The sequence below is a fragment of the Streptomyces sp. NPDC002838 genome, assembly GCF_040295365.1.
GTDB lineage: Bacteria > Actinomycetota > Actinomycetes > Streptomycetales > Streptomycetaceae > Streptomyces.
The window spans coordinates 53,742-71,962 of record NZ_JBEOVF010000008.1; the positions used below are offsets into that span (position 1 = coordinate 53,742).

General features: G+C 70.4%; 14 protein-coding genes. 8 read left to right on the plus strand and 6 right to left on the minus strand.

The window, feature by feature from the left end; translation table 11 throughout:
* Positions 1-126 precede the first annotated feature (126 nt).
* The 5 genes from ABT063_RS13175 to qcrB all read left to right on the plus strand — a co-directional run bounded on the left by ABT063_RS13175 (position 127) and on the right by qcrB (position 10,042).
* On the plus strand, positions 127-858 hold the full coding sequence (locus ABT063_RS13175) for a VIT1/CCC1 transporter family protein (protein WP_351057357.1): 732 nt from the start codon (positions 127-129) through the stop codon (positions 856-858).
* A 382-nt stretch (positions 859-1,240) separates the two neighbouring features.
* On the plus strand, positions 1,241-5,875 hold the full coding sequence (gltB, locus tag ABT063_RS13180) for a glutamate synthase large subunit (RefSeq protein WP_351057548.1): 4,635 nt from the start codon (positions 1,241-1,243) through the stop codon (positions 5,873-5,875).
* Positions 5,868-7,331 carry a glutamate synthase subunit beta gene (locus tag ABT063_RS13185; protein ID WP_351057358.1) on the plus strand — a complete coding sequence of 488 codons (1,464 nt, stop codon included), beginning with the start codon at positions 5,868-5,870 and terminating at the stop codon, positions 7,329-7,331. The genes gltB and ABT063_RS13185 overlap by 8 nt, the downstream gene beginning before the upstream one ends.
* Positions 7,332-7,540: 209 nt before the next feature.
* The gene (locus ABT063_RS13190; protein WP_351057359.1) at positions 7,541-8,263 is read left to right on the plus strand and encodes a vWA domain-containing protein; all 723 of its coding nucleotides are present in this window, start codon (positions 7,541-7,543) and stop codon (positions 8,261-8,263) included.
* Positions 8,264-8,389: 126 nt separating this feature from the next.
* Positions 8,390-10,042, plus strand: coding sequence for a cytochrome bc1 complex cytochrome b subunit (qcrB, locus tag ABT063_RS13195; protein WP_351057360.1), 1,653 nt, complete (start codon positions 8,390-8,392; stop codon positions 10,040-10,042).
* Here qcrB and ABT063_RS13200 read toward each other — a convergent pair.
* Together ABT063_RS13200 and ABT063_RS13205 are read right to left on the minus strand one after the other, a co-directional pair.
* The gene (locus ABT063_RS13200; protein WP_351057361.1) at positions 10,017-10,976 is read right to left on the minus strand and encodes an acyl-CoA dehydrogenase family protein; all 960 of its coding nucleotides are present in this window, start codon (positions 10,974-10,976) and stop codon (positions 10,017-10,019) included. The genes qcrB and ABT063_RS13200 overlap by 26 nt on opposite strands.
* Positions 10,976-12,115: an acyl-CoA dehydrogenase family protein gene (locus ABT063_RS13205; RefSeq protein WP_351057362.1), complete on the minus strand. Its 1,140-nt coding sequence runs from the start codon at positions 12,113-12,115 to the stop codon at positions 10,976-10,978. Before ABT063_RS13205 ends, ABT063_RS13200 begins: the two co-directional genes overlap by 1 nt.
* A gap of 80 nt (positions 12,116-12,195) precedes the next feature.
* Here ABT063_RS13205 and ABT063_RS13210 point away from each other — a divergent pair, with 80 nt between their 5' ends.
* From ABT063_RS13210 to ABT063_RS13220, 3 genes are read left to right on the plus strand one after another with little or no spacing between them, the layout of a single operon-like run.
* The gene (locus tag ABT063_RS13210) at positions 12,196-12,984 is read left to right on the plus strand and encodes an SDR family oxidoreductase (protein WP_351057363.1); all 789 of its coding nucleotides are present in this window, start codon (positions 12,196-12,198) and stop codon (positions 12,982-12,984) included.
* Positions 12,985-13,009: 25 nt separating this feature from the next.
* Positions 13,010-13,645 carry a TetR/AcrR family transcriptional regulator gene (locus ABT063_RS13215; protein ID WP_351057364.1) on the plus strand — a complete coding sequence of 212 codons (636 nt, stop codon included), beginning with the start codon at positions 13,010-13,012 and terminating at the stop codon, positions 13,643-13,645.
* Between the two features lie 26 nt (positions 13,646-13,671).
* Positions 13,672-14,829, plus strand: coding sequence for an acetyl-CoA C-acetyltransferase (locus tag ABT063_RS13220; protein WP_351057365.1), 1,158 nt, complete (start codon positions 13,672-13,674; stop codon positions 14,827-14,829).
* 3 nt (positions 14,830-14,832) lie between these two features.
* Here ABT063_RS13220 and ABT063_RS13225 read toward each other — a convergent pair whose 3' ends face one another.
* The 4 genes from ABT063_RS13225 to ABT063_RS13240 are packed head-to-tail and all read right to left on the minus strand — an operon-like array spanning position 14,833 to position 18,200.
* Positions 14,833-15,882, minus strand: a complete 1,050-nt coding sequence (locus ABT063_RS13225) for an NAD(P)H-dependent flavin oxidoreductase (protein ID WP_351057366.1) — start codon at positions 15,880-15,882, stop codon at positions 14,833-14,835.
* Positions 15,882-16,598, minus strand: coding sequence for a CoA-transferase subunit beta (locus ABT063_RS13230; RefSeq protein WP_351057367.1), 717 nt, complete (start codon positions 16,596-16,598; stop codon positions 15,882-15,884). Before ABT063_RS13230 ends, ABT063_RS13225 begins: the two co-directional genes overlap by 1 nt.
* Entirely contained in the window at positions 16,595-17,431 is an 837-nt protein-coding gene (locus tag ABT063_RS13235; RefSeq protein WP_351057368.1) for a CoA transferase subunit A, read from the minus strand. Before ABT063_RS13235 ends, ABT063_RS13230 begins: the two co-directional genes overlap by 4 nt.
* Positions 17,424-18,200: an enoyl-CoA hydratase family protein gene (locus ABT063_RS13240; protein WP_351057369.1), complete on the minus strand. Its 777-nt coding sequence runs from the start codon at positions 18,198-18,200 to the stop codon at positions 17,424-17,426. Before ABT063_RS13240 ends, ABT063_RS13235 begins: the two co-directional genes overlap by 8 nt.
* Between the last annotated feature and the right edge of the window lie 21 nt (positions 18,201-18,221).

Below are 18,221 nucleotides of genomic sequence, written 5' to 3' on the forward strand. Positions count from 1 at the left end.
GCAAAGTCGCAGGTTAGCCCAGGCTTTCCTTGCTGGCGGGACGGAATGCCGGGGCGTAGATTTGGTGTTATCCAAGAATAGAACGTGTCTAAAGACAACCTTTCCCAAGCTCCCTGGGGGGACCTCATGGCCATCGTCGAGACCGAGGCGGCGCTGCACGATGCGCACCGCGACAACCACACGCACCGGGATGTGAACGGCGGCTGGCTGCGCCCCGCCGTGTTCGGTGCGATGGACGGTCTTGTCTCCAACCTCGCCCTGATGACCGGTGTCGCGGGGGGTTCGGTCAGCCATCACACCATCGTGCTGACCGGGTTCGCGGGGCTGGCCGCCGGCGCCTTCTCCATGGCCGCCGGCGAGTACACGTCCGTCGCCTCGCAGCGCGAGCTCGTCGAGGCCGAGCTGGACGTGGAGCGGAGGGAGCTGAGAAAGCACCCCAAGGATGAGGAGGCCGAGCTCGCGGCGTTGTACGAAGGGCGGGGCGTGGAGCCCGGGCTGGCCCGGGAAGTGGCCAGGCAGTTGTCCCGTGACCCCGAGCAGGCGCTGGAGATCCACGCGCGCGAGGAGCTGGGAATCGATCCCGGTGACCTGCCGTCGCCGCTGGTCGCCGCCGTGTCCTCGTTCGGATCCTTCGCGCTGGGCGCCCTGCTCCCTGTAGTGCCCTATCTGCTCGGTGCCACCGCCCTGTGGCCCGCCGTGCTGCTCGCGCTGCTCGGGCTCTTCGCGTGCGGTGCGGTGGTGGCCAAGGTGACGGCGCGCACCTGGTGGTTCAGCGGGCTTCGGCAGCTCGCTCTCGGTGGTGCGGCGGCCGGTGTGACATACGCCCTGGGCAGCTTGTTCGGAACCGCCGTAGGATAGGTCGGCTGCGAGTTATGCGTTGGGCCGCATAAGTAGCCGTTACTCGCTGGTTTCGAATGCTTAACCACCGGGCATGAGCCGTAAGCGCTGTGGGCAATGAGGCCCGCGGCGCACCCGCGGGGTCGGCGACGACGCTTCCCCCGCCGTGTCGGGCCGGCGGGCATCGATCTGACCGATCGATCCGTTTTGGTCCCCCAATACTTCACGCCGCGAGCGCGGTACCCCCGCCGCGCACCTGCGGCGTCCGCATGCTGGAACGGAATATCCCGGTTCCCGAGAACCGCTCCATCATGTAACCTGCACGAAATTTTGCACTCACGCAGAGGGCCAACGTCGTCCCTCGGCAATCTGCATATGCCACATGACGACGACGGGAGAGCCGATGCGTACGCCGCGCCAGCCGTCCCAGCACTCCGCGAATGGCCAGAACTGGTCCTTCATGGATGCTCGCCCTGCTGCGCAGGGTATGTACGACCCCCGCAACGAGCACGACGCCTGTGGCGTCGGTTTCGTGGCCACCCTCACCGGCGAGGCGAGCCATGCGCTGGTCGAGCAGGCGCTGACCGTTCTGCGCAACCTGGAGCACCGCGGTGCCACCGGCTCCGAGCCCGACTCGGGTGACGGCGCGGGCATCCTCTCCCAGGTGCCGGACGCCTTCTTCCGCGAGGTGGCCGAATTCGAGCTGCCCGAGGCCGGTGCGTACGCCGTCGGTATCGCCTTCCTCCCGGAGAACTCCGCCGCGGAAGCCGTCTCGCGGATCGATACGATCGCCGCGGAGGAGGGCCTGACCGTCCTCGGCTGGCGCGACGTGCCCGTCGCTCCCGAACTCCTCGGCGCCACCGCCCGCTCGACGATGCCCGTCTTCCGGCAGATCTTCGTCGCTGGGGGCACCTCCCGGACGGAGTCTGGGGGAGGTTCCGCCGTGCCCGCTACGGACATCGCCCTGGACCGCAAGGCGTTCGTGCTGCGCAAGCGCGCCGAGCGCGAGGTGGACGTCTACTTCCCCTCCCTCTCCGCGCGGACCATCGTCTACAAGGGCATGCTGACCACCGGCCAGCTGGAGCCCTTCTTCCCGGACCTGTCCGACCGCCGCTTCGCGTCGGCCATCGCGCTGGTCCACTCGCGGTTCTCGACGAACACGTTCCCGTCGTGGCCCCTGGCCCACCCGTACCGCTTCGTCGCGCACAACGGTGAGATCAACACCGTCAAGGGCAACCGCAACTGGATGGTCGCCCGCGAGTCGCAGCTGGTCTCCGACCTGTTCGGCTCCTCCGACCAGGCCCTGGAACGCGTCTTCCCGGTCTGCACGCCCGACGCCTCCGACTCGGCGTCCTTCGACGAGGTCCTGGAGCTGCTGCACCTGGGCGGCCGTTCGCTGCCGCACTCCGTGCTGATGATGATTCCGGAGGCGTGGGAGAACCACGACTCCATGGACCCGGCCCGGCGCGCCTTCTACCAGTTCCACGCCACGCTGATGGAGCCCTGGGACGGCCCGGCCTGCGTCACCTTCACCGACGGCAAGCAGGTCGGCGCGGTCCTCGACCGCAACGGTCTGCGTCCCGGCCGCTACTGGGTCACCGACGACGGCCTCGTCGTCCTCGGCTCCGAGGTCGGCGTCCTCGACATCGATCCCTCCAAGGTCGTCCGCAAGGGCCGCCTGCAGCCCGGCAAGATGTTCCTCGTCGACACCGTCGAGCACCGCATCGTCGAGGACGACGAGATCAAGGCCCAGCTCGCCGCCGAGAAGCCGTACGCGGAGTGGCTGGAGGCCGGCGAGATCGAGCTGTCCGATCTGCCCGAGCGCGAGCACATCGTGCACACGCACGCCTCGGTCACCCGCCGCCAGCAGACCTTCGGCTACACCGAGGAAGAACTGCGCGTCATCCTGGCGCCGATGGCCAAGGCCGGAGCCGAGCCGATCGGTTCGATGGGCACCGACTCGCCGATCGCCGCGCTGTCCGACCGTCCGCGCCTGCTCTTCGACTACTTCACCCAGCTGTTCGCGCAGGTCACCAACCCGCCGCTGGACGCCATCCGCGAGGAGCTCGTCACCTCGCTGCGCTCCTCGCTGGGCCCGCAGGGCAACCTGCTGGAGCCGACGGCCGCGTCCTGCCGCAGCGTCGTACTGCCCTTCCCGGTCATCGACAACGACGAGCTGGCCAAGCTCATCCACATCAACGCCGACGGCGACATGCCCGGCATGAAGGCCGCGACCCTCTCCGGCCTCTACCGGGTCTCCGGCGGCGGTGACGCCCTCGCCGCGCGCATCGAGGAGATCTGCGCCGAGGCCGACACCGCCATAGAGAACGGCGCCCGCCTGATCGTCCTGTCGGACCGCCACTCGGACGCCGAGCACGCGCCGATCCCGTCGCTGCTGCTCACCGCGGCCGTCCACCACCACCTCATCCGCACCAAGCAGCGCACCCAGGTGGGCCTGCTGGTCGAGGCCGGTGACGTCCGCGAGGTCCACCACGTCGCCCTGCTCATCGGCTTCGGCGCCGCCGCCGTCAACCCGTACCTGGCGATGGAGTCCGTCGAGGACCTGGTCCGCGCGGGCACCTTCCTGCCGGGCATCGAGCCCGAGAAGGCCATCCGCAACCTGATCTACGCCCTCGGCAAGGGCGTGCTGAAGGTCATGTCCAAGATGGGCATCTCCACCGTGGCTTCCTACCGCGGCGCCCAGGTCTTCGAAGCGGTGGGCCTCGACGAGCAGTTCGTCAACAAGTACTTCAGCGGCACGGCCACCAAGATCGGCGGCGTCGGCATCGACGTCATCGCCAAGGAGGTCGCCGCCCGGCACGCCAAGGCCTACCCGGCCTCCGGCATCGCGCCGGCCCACCGCGCCCTCGACATAGGCGGCGAGTACCAGTGGCGCCGCGAGGGCGAGCCGCACCTGTTCGACCCGGAGACGGTCTTCCGCCTCCAGCACTCCACGCGCACCGGCCGCTACGACATCTTCAAGAAGTACACCGAGCGCGTGAACGAGCAGTCCGAGCGTCTGATGACGCTGCGCGGCCTGTTCGGGTTCAAGAGCGACCGGCAGCCGATCCCCATCGACGAGGTCGAGCCGGCCAGCGAGATCGTCAAGCGCTTCTCCACCGGCGCCATGTCGTACGGCTCCATCTCCAAGGAGGCGCACGAGACCCTCGCCATCGCCATGAACCAGCTCGGCGGCAAGTCCAACACCGGTGAGGGCGGCGAGGACCCGGAGCGTCTGTACGACCCGGCCCGCCGGTCGTCGATCAAGCAGGTCGCCTCCGGCCGCTTCGGTGTGACGTCCGAGTACCTGGTCAACGCCGACGACATCCAGATCAAGATGGCCCAGGGCGCCAAGCCCGGCGAGGGCGGCCAGCTGCCCGGCCACAAGGTGTACCCGTGGGTGGCGAAGACCCGGCACTCGACGCCGGGCGTGGGGCTCATCTCCCCGCCGCCGCACCACGACATCTACTCCATCGAGGACCTGGCCCAGCTGATCCACGACCTGAAGAACGCGAACCCGCAGGCGCGGATTCACGTCAAGCTGGTCTCCGAGGTCGGCGTCGGCACGGTCGCCGCGGGTGTCTCCAAGGCGCACGCGGACGTCGTGCTCATCTCCGGCCACGACGGCGGCACGGGCGCCTCGCCGCTGACCTCGCTGAAGCACGCGGGCGGTCCCTGGGAGCTCGGCCTCGCCGAGACCCAGCAGACGCTGCTGCTCAACGGCCTGCGCGACCGCATCGTCGTACAGACCGACGGCCAGCTGAAGACCGGCCGTGACGTGGTCATCGCCGCGCTGCTCGGCGCCGAGGAGTTCGGTTTCGCGACCGCGCCGCTCGTCGTCTCCGGCTGCGTCATGATGCGCGTCTGCCACCTGGACACCTGCCCGGTCGGCATCGCCACCCAGAACCCGACCCTCAGGGACCGGTTCACCGGCAAGGCCGAGTACGTCGTGAACTTCTTCCAGTACATCGCCGAAGAGGTCCGCGAGATCCTCGCCGAGCTGGGCTTCCGCTCCATCGAGGAGGCCGTCGGCCACGCCGGGACCCTCGACGTGACCCGCGCGGTCGACCACTGGAAGGCGCAGGGCCTGGACCTGGAGCCGCTGTTCCACGTGCCCGAGCTGCCCGAGGGCGCGGTGCGCCACCAGCTGACCGCGCAGGACCACGGCCTGGAGAAGGCGCTCGACAACGAGCTGATCAAGCTCGCCGCCGACGCGCTCGCCGCGGACTCCGCGACCGACGCCCAGCCGGTGCGTGCCCAGGTCGCGATCCGCAACATCAACCGCACGGTCGGCACCATGCTCGGCCACGAGGTGACGAAGAAGTTCGGCGGGGCAGGTCTGCCCGACGACACCATCGACATCACCTTCACCGGCTCGGCGGGCCAGTCCTTCGGCGCCTTCCTGCCGCGCGGTGTCACGCTGCGCCTGGAGGGCGACGCCAACGACTACGTCGGCAAGGGCCTCTCCGGTGGCCGGGTGATCGTGCGCCCGGACCGGAACGCCGACCACCTCGCCGAGTTCTCGACGATCGCGGGCAACACCATCGCGTACGGCGCGACCGGCGGCGAGCTGTTCCTGCGCGGCCGTACGGGCGAGCGGTTCTGCGTCCGCAACTCCGGCGCCACCGTGGTGTCCGAGGGCGTGGGCGACCACGGCTGCGAGTACATGACCGGCGGCCACGCGGTGGTCCTGGGCGAGACCGGGCGCAACTTCGCGGCCGGCATGTCCGGCGGCATCGCGTACGTCATCGACCTGAACCGCGACAACGTCAACGTCGGCAACCTGGGCGCGATCGAAGCCCTGGACGACGACGACAGGCAGTGGCTGCACGACGTGGTGCGCCGCCACGCCGAGGAGACCGGCTCGACGGTCGCCGAGAAGCTGCTCGCCAACTGGGACGCGTCCGTGGAGCGTTTCAGCAAGATCATCCCCAGCACGTACAAGGCAGTGCTCGCCGCCAAGGACGCCGCCGAGCGAGCCGGTCTCTCCGAGACCGAGATCACCGAGAAGATGATGGAGGCGGCGACCAATGGCTGATCCCAAGGGCTTTCTCAACCACGGCCGCGAGGTCGCCAGGACCCGCCCCGTCGGCGAGCGCGTCAAGGACTGGAACGAGGTCTACGTCCCCGGCTCCCTGCTGCCGATCATCAGCAAGCAGGCCGGCCGGTGCATGGACTGCGGCATCCCGTTCTGCCACAACGGCTGCCCGCTCGGGAACCTGATCCCCGAGTGGAACGACTACGCCTACCGCGAGGACTGGGCCGCCGCCTCGGAACGCCTGCACGCGACGAACAACTTCCCGGAGTTCACCGGGCGGCTGTGCCCGGCCCCGTGCGAGTCGGCGTGTGTGCTCGGCATCAACCAGCCGGCGGTCACCATCAAGAACGTCGAGGTCTCGATCATCGACAAGGCGTGGGAGACCGGTGACGTCGCCCCGCAGATCCCGGAGCGCCTGTCCGGCAAGACGGTCGCGGTCATCGGCTCGGGCCCGGCCGGTCTGGCCGCCGCCCAGCAGCTGACCCGGGCCGGCCACACGGTCGCCGTCTACGAGCGCGCGGACCGCATCGGAGGTCTCCTCCGGTACGGCATCCCCGAGTTCAAGATGGAGAAGCGGCACATCAACCGCCGTATCGAGCAGATGCGCGCGGAGGGCACCCGCTTCCGCACGGGCATCGAGATCGGCCGCGACCTGAAGGCGACGGACCTGAAGAAGCGGTACGACGCGATCGTCATCGCCGCCGGTGCGACGACCGCGCGTGACCTCCCCGTGCCCGGCCGCGAGCTCAAGGGTATCTACCAGGCCATGGAGTACCTGCCCCTGGCCAACAAGGTGCAGGAGGGCGACTTCGTGGCGCCCCCGATCTCGGCCGAGGGCAAGCACGTCGTGGTCATCGGCGGTGGCGACACCGGCGCCGACTGCGTGGGCACGGCTCACCGTCAGGGTGCGGCGTCGGTGACCCAGCTGGAGATCATGCCCCGCCCTGGCGACGAGCGGAACCCGGTCGCCCAGCCGTGGCCGACCTTCCCGATGCTCTACAAGGTCACCTCCGCGCACGAGGAGGGCGGCGAGCGGATCTACTCCGTCTCCACCACCCACTTCGAGGGCGACGAGGACGGCAACGTCCAGTGGCTGCACCTGACCGAGGTGGAGTTCATCGAGGGCAAGCTGACCCAGAAGCCGGGCACGGAGCGCAAGATCCCCGCCCAGCTGGTGACGCTGGCGATGGGCTTCACCGGTCCGGACCGCGACAACGGTCTCGTGGACCAGTTCGGCCTGGACCTCGACGAGCGCGGCAACATCGCCCGCGACGCCGACTTCCAGACCAACGTCCCGGGCGTGTACGTCGCCGGTGACGCGGGTCGGGGTCAGTCGCTGATCGTGTGGGCGATCGCCGAAGGCCGCTCGGCCGCCCGCGGTGTGGACCGCTTCCTGACCGGCGCCAGCGACCTGCCGGCGCCGATCCGGCCGACGGACCGTGCGCTGATGGTCTGACGGCTCCGAGGTAAAACACCTCAACAGACGTCCCGTACAAAGGCGTACGGAACACCAGACGGCGCCTGCCCGCCAGTCCCCGACCGGACGAATGGGCAGGCGCCGCCGCATGTCTACGGCCGGAGCCCGCCCTGAAGCAAGCCGTACATCCGCTGAAGGCGGCCGGTGACGTAACCTCGGCGAACGGTTCAGCGCGAGGGGGAGCTCAAATGGCCGCGATCAGTCTCAGCAAGGTCGAGGAGACCGCGCCCGCGCTGGTCAGCCTGTACAAGAGCGCCGGGGTGTCGCTGCGCAAGCACGGGCTGGAGGGGGTGCGCGCCGCGGTCTACCTCGTCGTCGACTACTCCGGGTCCATGCGGCCGTACTACAAGGACGGCAGCGTGCAGGAGCTCGCCGACCGGGTGCTCGGCCTGTCCGCGCATCTCGACGACGACGGGACCGTGCCGGTGGTGTTCTTCTCGACGGACGTGGACGCCGTGACCGAGATTTCACTCACGGACCACCAGGGGATAGAGCAGTTCGCATCCGGCCTCGGACACATGGGCAGGACGAACTACCACCTGGCGATGGACGCCGTCATCGACCACTACCTCGACAGCGGCTCGAAGGATCCTGCCTTGGTCGTCTTCCAGACCGATGGTGGGCCCAGCAGCAAGCCCGCGGCGGAACGATACGTGTGCAAGGCCGCGAAGCTCCCCCTGTTCTGGCAGTTCATCGGCTTCGGGGATCCCGACAGCCGCCAGTTCGACTTCCTGCGGAAACTGGACGAACTGGCGGTGCCGGACCGGCGGCTCGTGGACAACGCCGGGTTCTTCCACGCCGGTACGGATCCGCGGACGGTGTCCGACGCCGAGTTGTACGACCGGCTGGTGGGCGAGTTCCCGAAGTGGCTGGTGGCGGCGCGGGCGCAGGGGATCGTACGGCCGTCCTGACTCACCCGGCCACGCCCGCCGCGGCCGACTGCTCCCCCCATTGGCCCAGCACCGGCGCTCGCCCTGTTGGCGTGGCCGCGGGGCCGTGCCACGCTGAGGGAGATCCGACGGGGAAGGCGACGACGTATGGACGACGGCGCGCGATCGGGGAACGTGACGGCGCGGTCCGCTCGCCGGGAGCCTCCTGGCAAGGGCGAGAGACTCGCCGACTGGGCTGATGGGCGGCTGGGGATCTTTGCGCTGGCCAAGGCCAACATGCGCAAGGTCTTCCCGGACCACTGGTCCTTCATGCTGGGCGAGGTCGCTCTCTACAGCTTCGTCGTCCTGATCCTGACCGGCGTCTACCTCACCCTGTTCTTCGAGCCGAGCAGCGTCGAGGTCGTCTATCACGGCTCGTACGAGCCCCTCAACGGCGTGATCATGACCAGGGCGTTCGAGTCCACGCTGGACATCAGCTTCGACGTGCGCGGCGGGCTGCTGATCCGGCAGATCCACCACTGGGCCGCGCTGGTCTTCGTCACCGCCATGCTCACGCACATGATGCGGGTGTTCTTCACCGGCGCCTTCCGCAAGCCGCGCGAGGTCAACTGGCTGTTCGGCTGGACCCTGCTGATGCTGGGCATCATCACCGGCCTGACGGGCTACTCCCTGCCCGACGACCTGCTGTCCGGCACCGGCCTCCGCTTCGCGCACGGCGCGATCCTGTCCATCCCGATCGTGGGGACGTACCTGGCGTTCTTCCTCTTCGGCGGGGAGTTCCCGGGCGACGACATCATCGCGCGGCTCTTCCCGATCCATGTGCTGCTGCTGCCCGGGATCATGCTGGGGCTGGTGGCCGCGCACCTGATCCTGGTCTTCTACCACAAGCACACCCAGTACCCGGGCCCCGGCCGGGGCGAGAAGACCGTCATCGGCATGCCCTTCCTGCCGGTCTACATGGCCAAGGCGGGCGGCTTCTTCTTCCTCGTCTTCGGTGTCCTGACGCTGATGGGAGGCATCGCCCAGATCAACCCCCTGTGGGCCTTCGGCCCTTACCGGCCCGATCTGGTCACCACCGGCGCCCAGCCCGACTGGTATCTCGGCTTCTCCGAGGGCCTGATCCGGGTGATGCCGGGATGGGAGATCAACCTCTGGGGCCACACGCTGGTGCCGGGCGTGTTCATCCCGTTCGCGCTGTTCCCGCTGGTCATGCTCGCCATCGGCGTGTACCCCTTCATCGAGGCGTGGATCACCGGCGACAAACGCGAGCACCACATCCTGGACCGCCCGCGCAACGCCCCCGTACGCACCGGCCTCGGCGTGGCCTGGCTCAGTCTGTACTGCGTGCTGCTGATCGGCGGCGGCAACGACATCGTGGCCCTGCGTCTGCACCTGTCCATCAATGCGATCACCTGGTTCGTCCGGGTGTCGGTCTTCGTCGTGCCGGTCCTCGCCTTCATGGTGACGAAACGGATCTGTCTCGGTCTGCAGCGCCGGGACCGGGCCAAGGTGCTGCACGGCAGGGAGACGGGCACCATCAAACGGCTGCCGAACGGCGAGTACGTCGAGGTCCACGAACCCCTCTCGCAGGCGCAGCTGTTCACCCTCACCCAGCACGAGCAGAACCCGCCGTACGAGATCGGGCCGCTCGTCGACGCGGGCGGTGTCCGCCGCCGGGTCAAGCGGTCGCAGCGGCTGCGTGCCCGGCTGTCCCGAACCATGTTCGGGCCCGACACGCGGATCGAGAAGCCGACGGTGGAGGAGTTCCGGGAGCTCACCAGCGGCGATCACCGGCATTGACGACGAGGGCCCGGCACTCCCGCGGACTTCCCCAGGCGGTGCGCAGGGCGCGGGCCTTGGTCAGCCACAGCGACAGGTCGTACTCCGCCGTGTAGCCGATCGCGCCGTGCAGCTGGAGCGCCGTACGGGCGGTGGCGTACGCCGCCTCGCACGCGGCGACCTTGGCGGCGGCCGCCTCGGCGGGGCTCATGCTCAGCGCGGCCCCGAAGACCAGGGGACGCGCGAACTCCAGCGCGATCTTCGCGTCGGCCAGCCGGTGCTTGACGGCCTGGAACGAGCCTATGGGCACGCCGAACTGCGTGCGCTGCTTCACGTACGCCACGGTCCTGTCGAGGAGCGCGAGACCCACGCCGAGGGCCTGGGCGGCGGTGGTGAGGCGGGCGGTGGTGAGGGCGTGGGCGACGGGAGGGTCGGGGACGAGGAGTTCGCCGCCGGGTGCGAGGGGGGTGAGGCGGCGGGCGGGGTCGAGACAGGGGCGCACCGGACCGTGGCCGGGGGCGAGGCGCAGGCCGTCGGGGGTCAGGGCGAGGCGCGTGGTCGCCGCGTCGCCGTCCAGGGCGTACGACCCCGAGGGCGCCAGCGTCGCCATGGCCTCGCCAGAGCCGAGCGCGGGCAGCAGCCGTTTGGCGGGGCCCGGTTCGGTGAGCAGCGCGGCCGCCGTGACGGTTTCGACCAGAGGCCCGGGCACGGCGTGGCGCCCCAACTCGACGAAGGCGACGGCGAGTTCGACGGGGCGCGGCCCCACCCCCTCGTACTCCTCCGGAACCGCCAGCGCGAACACCCCCGCCTCCGCGATACGGCTCCACAGCGCGCGTCCGCTCGCAGGCTCGCCCCGGCTCCACTCCCGTACCACCGACGGCGTGTCCGCGGCCGTCAGCATCGCGTCCAGCGAGTCGGCGAACGCGCGCTGCTCGGCGTCGAGGAGGAAACGCATCAGCGGCGTCCCTTCGGCAGGCCGAGCAGCCGCTCGGCGACGATGTCCCGCTGGATCTCGTTCGTGCCCGCGTAGATGGGGCCGGCGAGGGCGAAGACGTACCGCTGCGACCAGTCCCCGTCCGCCAACTCGCCCTCCGTGCCCAGGAGATCGAGGGCCGTCTCGCTCAGTGCGATGTCGTACTCCGACCAGAAGACCTTGTTCAGGCTGGACTCCGGGCCGAGCAAGGCGCCGTCGAGGAAGCGGGAGGCGGCGGCGTACGTGAACAGCTGGTAGGCGCGGGCGCCGATCAGGGCGTCGGCCACGCGGTCCTTCGTGTCCTGCGGGCTGCCCTGTGTCTGCCAGAGCCGGAACAGCCGGTCGGCGCTCGCCAGGAAGCGGCCGGGGGAGCGGAGCGTCAGCCCGCGCTCGTTGCCCGCCGTGGCCATCGCCACCCGCCAGCCCTGGCCGGGCTCGCCGATCACGTCCTCGTCCGGTACGAACACCTCGTCCAGGAACAGCTCGGCGAAGGCGGGCTTGCCGTCGAGGCGGGCGATGGGGCGGACCGTGACACCCGGGGCACGCAGGTCGAACATCAGGTAGGTCAGCCCCTGGTGGGGTTTCGGGGAGTGCGGATCGCTGCGGAACAGGCCGAACGCGCGGTCCGCGAAGGCCGCCCTCGACGACCAGGTCTTCTGCCCGCTCAGCAGCCAGCCGCCGGGTGCGCGGACGGCCTTCGACCTGAGGGACGCCAGGTCGGAGCCCGCATCCGGTTCCGACCACGCCTGCGCCCAGATCACCTCACCCCGGGCCATGGGCGGCAGCACGCGCGCCCGCTGCTCCTCGGTGCCGTGGTCGAAGAGGGTCGGCGCGAGCAGACTGATGCCGTTCTGGCCGACCCGGCCGGGCGCGCCCGCCGCGTAGTACTCCTCCTCGAAGACCAGCCAGCGGACCAGCCCCGCGTCCCGCCCGCCGTACGCGGTCGGCCAGTTCACCACCGACCAGCGGTCCGCGGCCAGCTCGGCCTCCCACGCGCGGTGCGCCGCGAAGCCCTTCTCCGTCTCCAGGGAGGGGAGGGGCTCGGCGGGTACGTGCGCCGCCAGCCAGGCGCGGGCCTCGGCCCGGAAGGCCTCCTCTTCCCGCGTGAAGGTGAGATCCATCGACGGCAGCCCTTCGACGAGTGCGTCCGGTCCGGATGAGCAACTTCCCTAACAAGTGTTTGGTAGGTTAGCGTGGCCCTATGACAGACGTCGAGAGTCCGGCGTACGTGCCCGGGCACGGACTGCTGGCGGGACGTACCGCCGTCATCACCGCGGCCGCGGGCGCCGGGATCGGCGGGGTCACCGCGCGCCGCTTCCTGGAGGAGGGCGCGCGCGTGCTGATCAGTGACGCGCATGCGCGGCGGCTGAAGGAGTACGAGGCCGAGCTGGCCGGAGAGTTCGGGACGGGATCGGTCGGCGCGGTGCCGTGCGACGTCACCGACGAGGTCCAGGTGCACGAGCTCTTCGAGGCCGCCGTCCGCGAGCACGGCCGACTCGACATCGTGGTCAACAACGCCGGACTCGGCGGCACGGCGGCCCTCGTCGACATGACCGACGAACAGTGGTCCCGCGTCCTGGACGTGACACTGAACGGCACCTTCCGGTGCACCCGGGCCGCACTGCGCCGCATGAAGGAGACCGGCGACGGCGTGATCGTCAACAACGCCTCCGTCGTCGGCTGGCGCGCCCAGGCCGGCCAGGCGCACTACGCCGCCGCGAAGGCGGGAGTGATGGCGCTCACCCGGTGCGCGGCGGCGGAGGCGGCCGAGTACGGGGTGCGCGTCAACGCCGTGTCGCCCAGCCTCGCCATGCATCCGCACCTGGCGAAGGTGACGACCCCCGAACTGCTGGAGGAACTCACCGCCCGCGAGGCCTTCGGGCGGTACGCCGAGCCGTGGGAGGTGGCCAACGTGATCGTGTTCCTGGCCTCGCCCTACTCCTCGTACATGACGGGCGAGGCCGTCTCCGTCAGCAGCCAGCACCCCTAGAAGCCGTCAGGACGACAATGGACCCGTGCCGACCAAGAAGAACCCCCAGGTGACCGCCGCACAGCCCGCCGCGGCTGCCGCCGCTCGCGACCGCCGTCGCGAACTCCTCGACACCGCCGCCGAGGTCTTCGCCGAGCAGGGCTACAACGCCACCACCGTGCGCAAGATCGCGGACCACGCGGGCATGCTCGCGGGCAGCCTCTACTACCACTTCGACTCCAAGGAATCGATGCTGGAGGAGATCCTGCGGACCTTCCTCGACGAGCTCTGGGGCGGCTACGACGCTGTCCTGGGCGCCGAGCTGGGCCCGCGCGAGACCCTCGAAGCCCTGGTCACCGAGTCGTTCCGGGAGATCGACCGGCACCGCGCCGCCGTCGCGATCTACCAGAAGGAGAGCAAGCAGCTGGTCGCGCAGGAGCGGTTCGCGTTCCTCGCCGAGTCGCAGCGCAGGTTCGAGAAGGCATGGCTGTCCACGCTGGAGCGCGGGGTCGCCGCCGAGGTGTTCCGGGCCGACCTCGACGTCCGGCTCACCTACCGGTTCGTGCGCGACACCGTGTGGGTCGCCGCGTCCTGGTACCGGCCCGGCGGACAGCACAGCCCGGAGGAGATCGCCCGGCAGTACCTGTCGATGGTGCTGGACGGGATCGCCGTACGCACGTAACTCATTGACGAGTCTGGGGAGTCGCCATGGCCGAGGCCTACATCGTCGAAGCGGTCCGTACGCCCGTGGGGCGGCGCGGGGGAGGACTGAGCGGGGTCCATCCGGCCGACCTGGGCGCGCATGTGCTGAAGGAACTGGTCGCGCGGGCCGGCGTCGATCCGGCCGCCGTGGAGGACGTCGTCTTCGGCTGCCTGGACACCGTGGGGCCGCAGGCCGGGGACATCGCGCGGACCTGCTGGCTGGCGGCCGGGCTGCCCGAGGAGGTGCCGGGCGTGACGGTGGACCGGCAGTGCGGCTCCTCCCAGCAGGCCGTGCACTTCGCGGCACAGGGCGTGCTCTCCGGCACGCAGGACCTGGTGGTCGCGGGGGGCGTGCAGAACATGTCGCAGATCCCGATCGCCTTCGCGACCCGGCAGGCCGCCGAGCCGCTGGGCTTCACGGAGGGCCCCTTCGCGGGCAGCGAGGGCTGGCGGGCGCGGTACGGGGACCGGGCGGTGAACCAGTTCGTCGGCGCCGAGATGATCGCCGCGAAATGGGGCATCAGCCGGCAGGACCAGGAGGAGTTCGCGCTGCGGTCGCACCGGCGGGCACTGCGGGCGATCGACGAGGGCCGCTTCGAACGGGAGCTGGTGCCCTGCCGGGAGGTCGCCGTCGACGAAGGGCCGCGCCGGGACACCTCCCTGGAGAAGATGGCCGGGCTGAAGCCGGTCATCGACGGCGGCACGATCACGGCCGCCTGCTCCTCGCAGGTCTCCGACGGGGCGGCGGCCATGCTGCTGGCCTCGGAGCGGGCGGTGCGCGAGCACGGGCTGCGGCCCCGCGCGCGTGTGCACCATCTGTCGGTGCGCGGCGAGGACCCCATCCGCATGCTGACGGCCCCCATCCCCGCCACCGCCCACGCACTGAAGAAGACCGGCCTGTCGATCGACGACATCGACCTCGTCGAGATCAACGAGGCCTTCGCACCGGTCGTCCTGGCCTGGCTGAAGGAGACGGGAGCGGATCCGGAGAAGGTCAACGTCAACGGCGGCGCGATCGCGCTCGGGCATCCGCTGGGTGCGACGGGCGTGAAACTGATGACGACCCTGCTGCACGAACTGGAGCGCACCGGCGGCCGGTTCGGGCTGCAGACGATGTGCGAGGGGGGCGGGCAGGCGAACGTTACGATCATCGAGAGGCTGTGAGTCTTAAGGGGAGGGCCTGAGCCCGGCTCGTACCTCCTCCGCCTCCTTCATGATCCGCTCCACCAGCTCCGCGCACGACGGCAGGTCGTCGATCACCCCGGCGACCTGCCCGGAGGCCATCACGCCGAGATCCGTACGGCCGTCCACCATCGCCGACTTCAGCAGCATCGGCGTGTTGGCGGCGAGCAGTAGCTGGCTCCACGTGAGGTCTTTCCCGTGCCGCAGCGCAAGTCCGTCGCGGACCAGCTGCCGCCAGGTCAGCCCGGACAGCTTCCGGAAGCCGGCCGCCCGGCGGACGGCGTGCACCAGGGCCCGCGTCCGGCCGGAATTCTCCAGGGTGCCCACCATTTCCGTACGCAGCATGCGGTGCGGCAGACCGTCGACCGCCCGCGTCACCGTCACGTCCTTCACCGTCGCCGCCAGATACCGCTCCTTCACCGCGTCCGGCACCGTCGAGTCCGAGGTGAGCAGGAACCGCGTGCCCATGGCGACGCCCGCCGCCCCGTAGGCGAGCGCCGCGACCAGGCCCCGCCCGTCGAAGAAGCCGCCCGCCGCCACGACCGGTATCCGCACCGCGTCCACCACCTGCGGCAGCAGGACCGTCGTGGCCACCTCGCCGGTGTGCCCGCCGCCCTCTCCGCCCTGCACGATCACCGCGTCCGCGCCCCACGCCGCTACCTTCTCGGCGTGCCGCCGGGCGCCGACGGAGGGGATGACGACGATCCCCGCCTCCTTGAGCTCGGCGATCAGCTCGGGGGAGGGCGCGAGGGCGAAGGACGCGACCCGTACTCCTTCCTCGATCATGATCCGCACCCGGTCGCCGGCGTCCGCCGCGTCCGCCCGCAGATTCACACCGAACGGCGCGTCCGTACGCGAGGCGACCTCGCGTATCGCCGCACGCAGCCGGTCCAGGGGCATCGTCGCGGAGGCCAGGATGCCCAGCGCGCCCGCGTTCGCCGCCGCCGACACCAGGCGCGGGCCCGCCACCCAGCCCATCCCGGTCTGCACGATCGGATACCGGACCCCGGTCAGCCGGGTGAGCGCGGTCTCCATCAGGCGACCTCCCGGGCACGGGCGTTCTCCGGATCGATCACCTCGCGGATCAGGCGCTGCTCCTCGGCTGTCGGTTCGCGGGTGTACGGCACCTCGTCCGGGACTTCGAGCGTGAATCCCGTCGCCTCCCTGACCTTCTCGACGGTCACCCCGGGATGGAGGGAGACCAGACGCATGGCGTGGTCCGGGGTGGCGAAGTCGAAGACGCCGAGGTCGGAGACGACGCGCGGGACGCGGTGATAACGCGCGCCGGCCGCGCGGTCGTACCCCACTCCGCACACCATGTCGACCTGCTCGACGAAGACCCGTCGGGAGTGCCTGGGGATCCAGTAACTGGTCGGATGGTTCAGGGTGTTGACCGGTGCCCCGCGCACCCCGAGCAGCTGCCGCTTCGGCCGCGCCCAGTCGCCGATGCAGGAGATGTTCTGGTTGCCGTACCGGTCGATCTGGCTCGCGCCCATCATCACGTGCCGTCGGCCGCCGGTGACCAGGGTGAGGTGCTGCCGATAGGGCAGCCAGCCCTCGACCGTGCCGTCGACGCCCACCAGCATCGCCTCGCCGTCGGTCAGCAGCAGGTCCGGCGCGAAGGTGTGCCGGGCGAGGCGGGCGCCGATGGACGGGATCAGGCCCATGGGGCTGGCGAGGATCTCGCCCGCGTCGCGCCAGGCCTCGGCGCAGGCGATCACGCAGTACTCGGCGCGGGTGACCCCCTTCATGTCACCTCCCTGATCGCCGATTGGTACGCCTGTTCGTCCCCACCCAGGAACCGCGCCGCGAACTCCGCCCACGGCGTGGTCGCGTACCGCTTCTGGAACGCCTCGTCCCGCCCGTAGTCGGGCGCACAGGACGTGAAGTGCGCGCCGCTCGGCGCCTCGACGACACCCGTGACCGTGTGCCGCTTGATCAGCAGGGTCTGCGGCGCGGCCTCCTTCGTCAGCTCCGCCGTGTCCACGATCCGCTCGCAGGAGACGTACGCCGCCTGCGCCGCCTCGCAGAACAGGTCGTCGAAGTACGGGTCCGGGCCCAGATACCGGCCGCTGCCCTGCCGGTCCGCGCGATTGACGTGCACCAGCGCCGCATCCATCCGCAGCGCCGGCATGGCCACGAACGTCTCCCCGTCCTCGTACGGCGAAGTCACCGTCCGCAGCCCCGGGTTGACCCGCATCACATCCGAACCGATCCCGGCCCGCACCGGCATGAAGGGCAGCCGGTTCGCTGCCGCGTGCAGGCCCCACATGAACATCGCCTCGTCGATCTCCATCAGCTCGAAGGCCCCCCGCTCGCGCGCCGCGCGGTAGTGCGGTTCGAGCGGGATCGAATCGAGGGTGACGAAGGGCGTGACCAGCCGTCGTACGCGTCCGGCCGCGGCGAGCATGCCGACGTCCGGGCCGCCGTACGACACAAGGGTGAGGTCGGTGATCTCCGACCGGAGCAGCGCTCTGACCAGGGCCATCGGCTTGCGGCGGGAGCCCCAGCCGCCGATGCCGAGGGTCATGCCGCTCTCCAGCCGGCTGACGGCCTCGTCGGCGGTCATCGTCTTGTCAGTCACCCGCACGCTCCCTTCCGAAGCTTTCGCGGACCCGGTCGGCCACGCCGCTGAGGTTGGCCTCGAAGGTGAAACCCTGCTCGAAGCGGTAGCTGCGGCGCACGTCCACCGGGTCGATGCCGTTGATGGCGGCCTTGGCCAGGCGCACCAACTCCCCGTCCTTGGCGGCGATCTCGTCGGCCAGCTCCAGCGCGGCCGCACGCAGTCCGGCGCGCGGCACCACCCGCCACACCGACCCGTGCCCGTGCAGCTCGGCCGCGCTCGCCGTGCGGGAGGTGTAGTACAGCGCCCGCATCAGGTGCTGCGGGACCAGCCGGGCCAGATGCGTGGCGGCACCCAGCGCTCCCCGGTCCAGCTCGGGCAGCCCGAAGGTGGCGTCCTCGCTCGCCACGACCACGTCCGCGTTCCCCACCAGGCCGATGCCGCCGCCCAGGCAGAAGCCCTGCACCGCCACCACCACCGGCACCTCGCACTCGTACACCGCGGCGAAGGCCTCGAAGCAGCCGCGGTTGGCGCCGACCAGCGCCCCCTGCCCCCGCGCCTGGATCTCCTTGATGTCCACGCCCGCGTTGAACCCCCGCCCCTCGGCGGCCAGCACCACACACCGCACCCCGGACTCCCGGCCGGCCGCGCGAACGGCGTCGGCCAGCGCGAACCAGCCGTGCACCGGCAGCGCGTTCACCGGCGGGAAGTCGACGGCGACGACGCAAACCCCGGGAGTCGGGGACGAGACGGAAATCCCCTTTTCCGGGGACGAGGTGGAGACACCCATGGGCGCATCAGCTACCTTTCC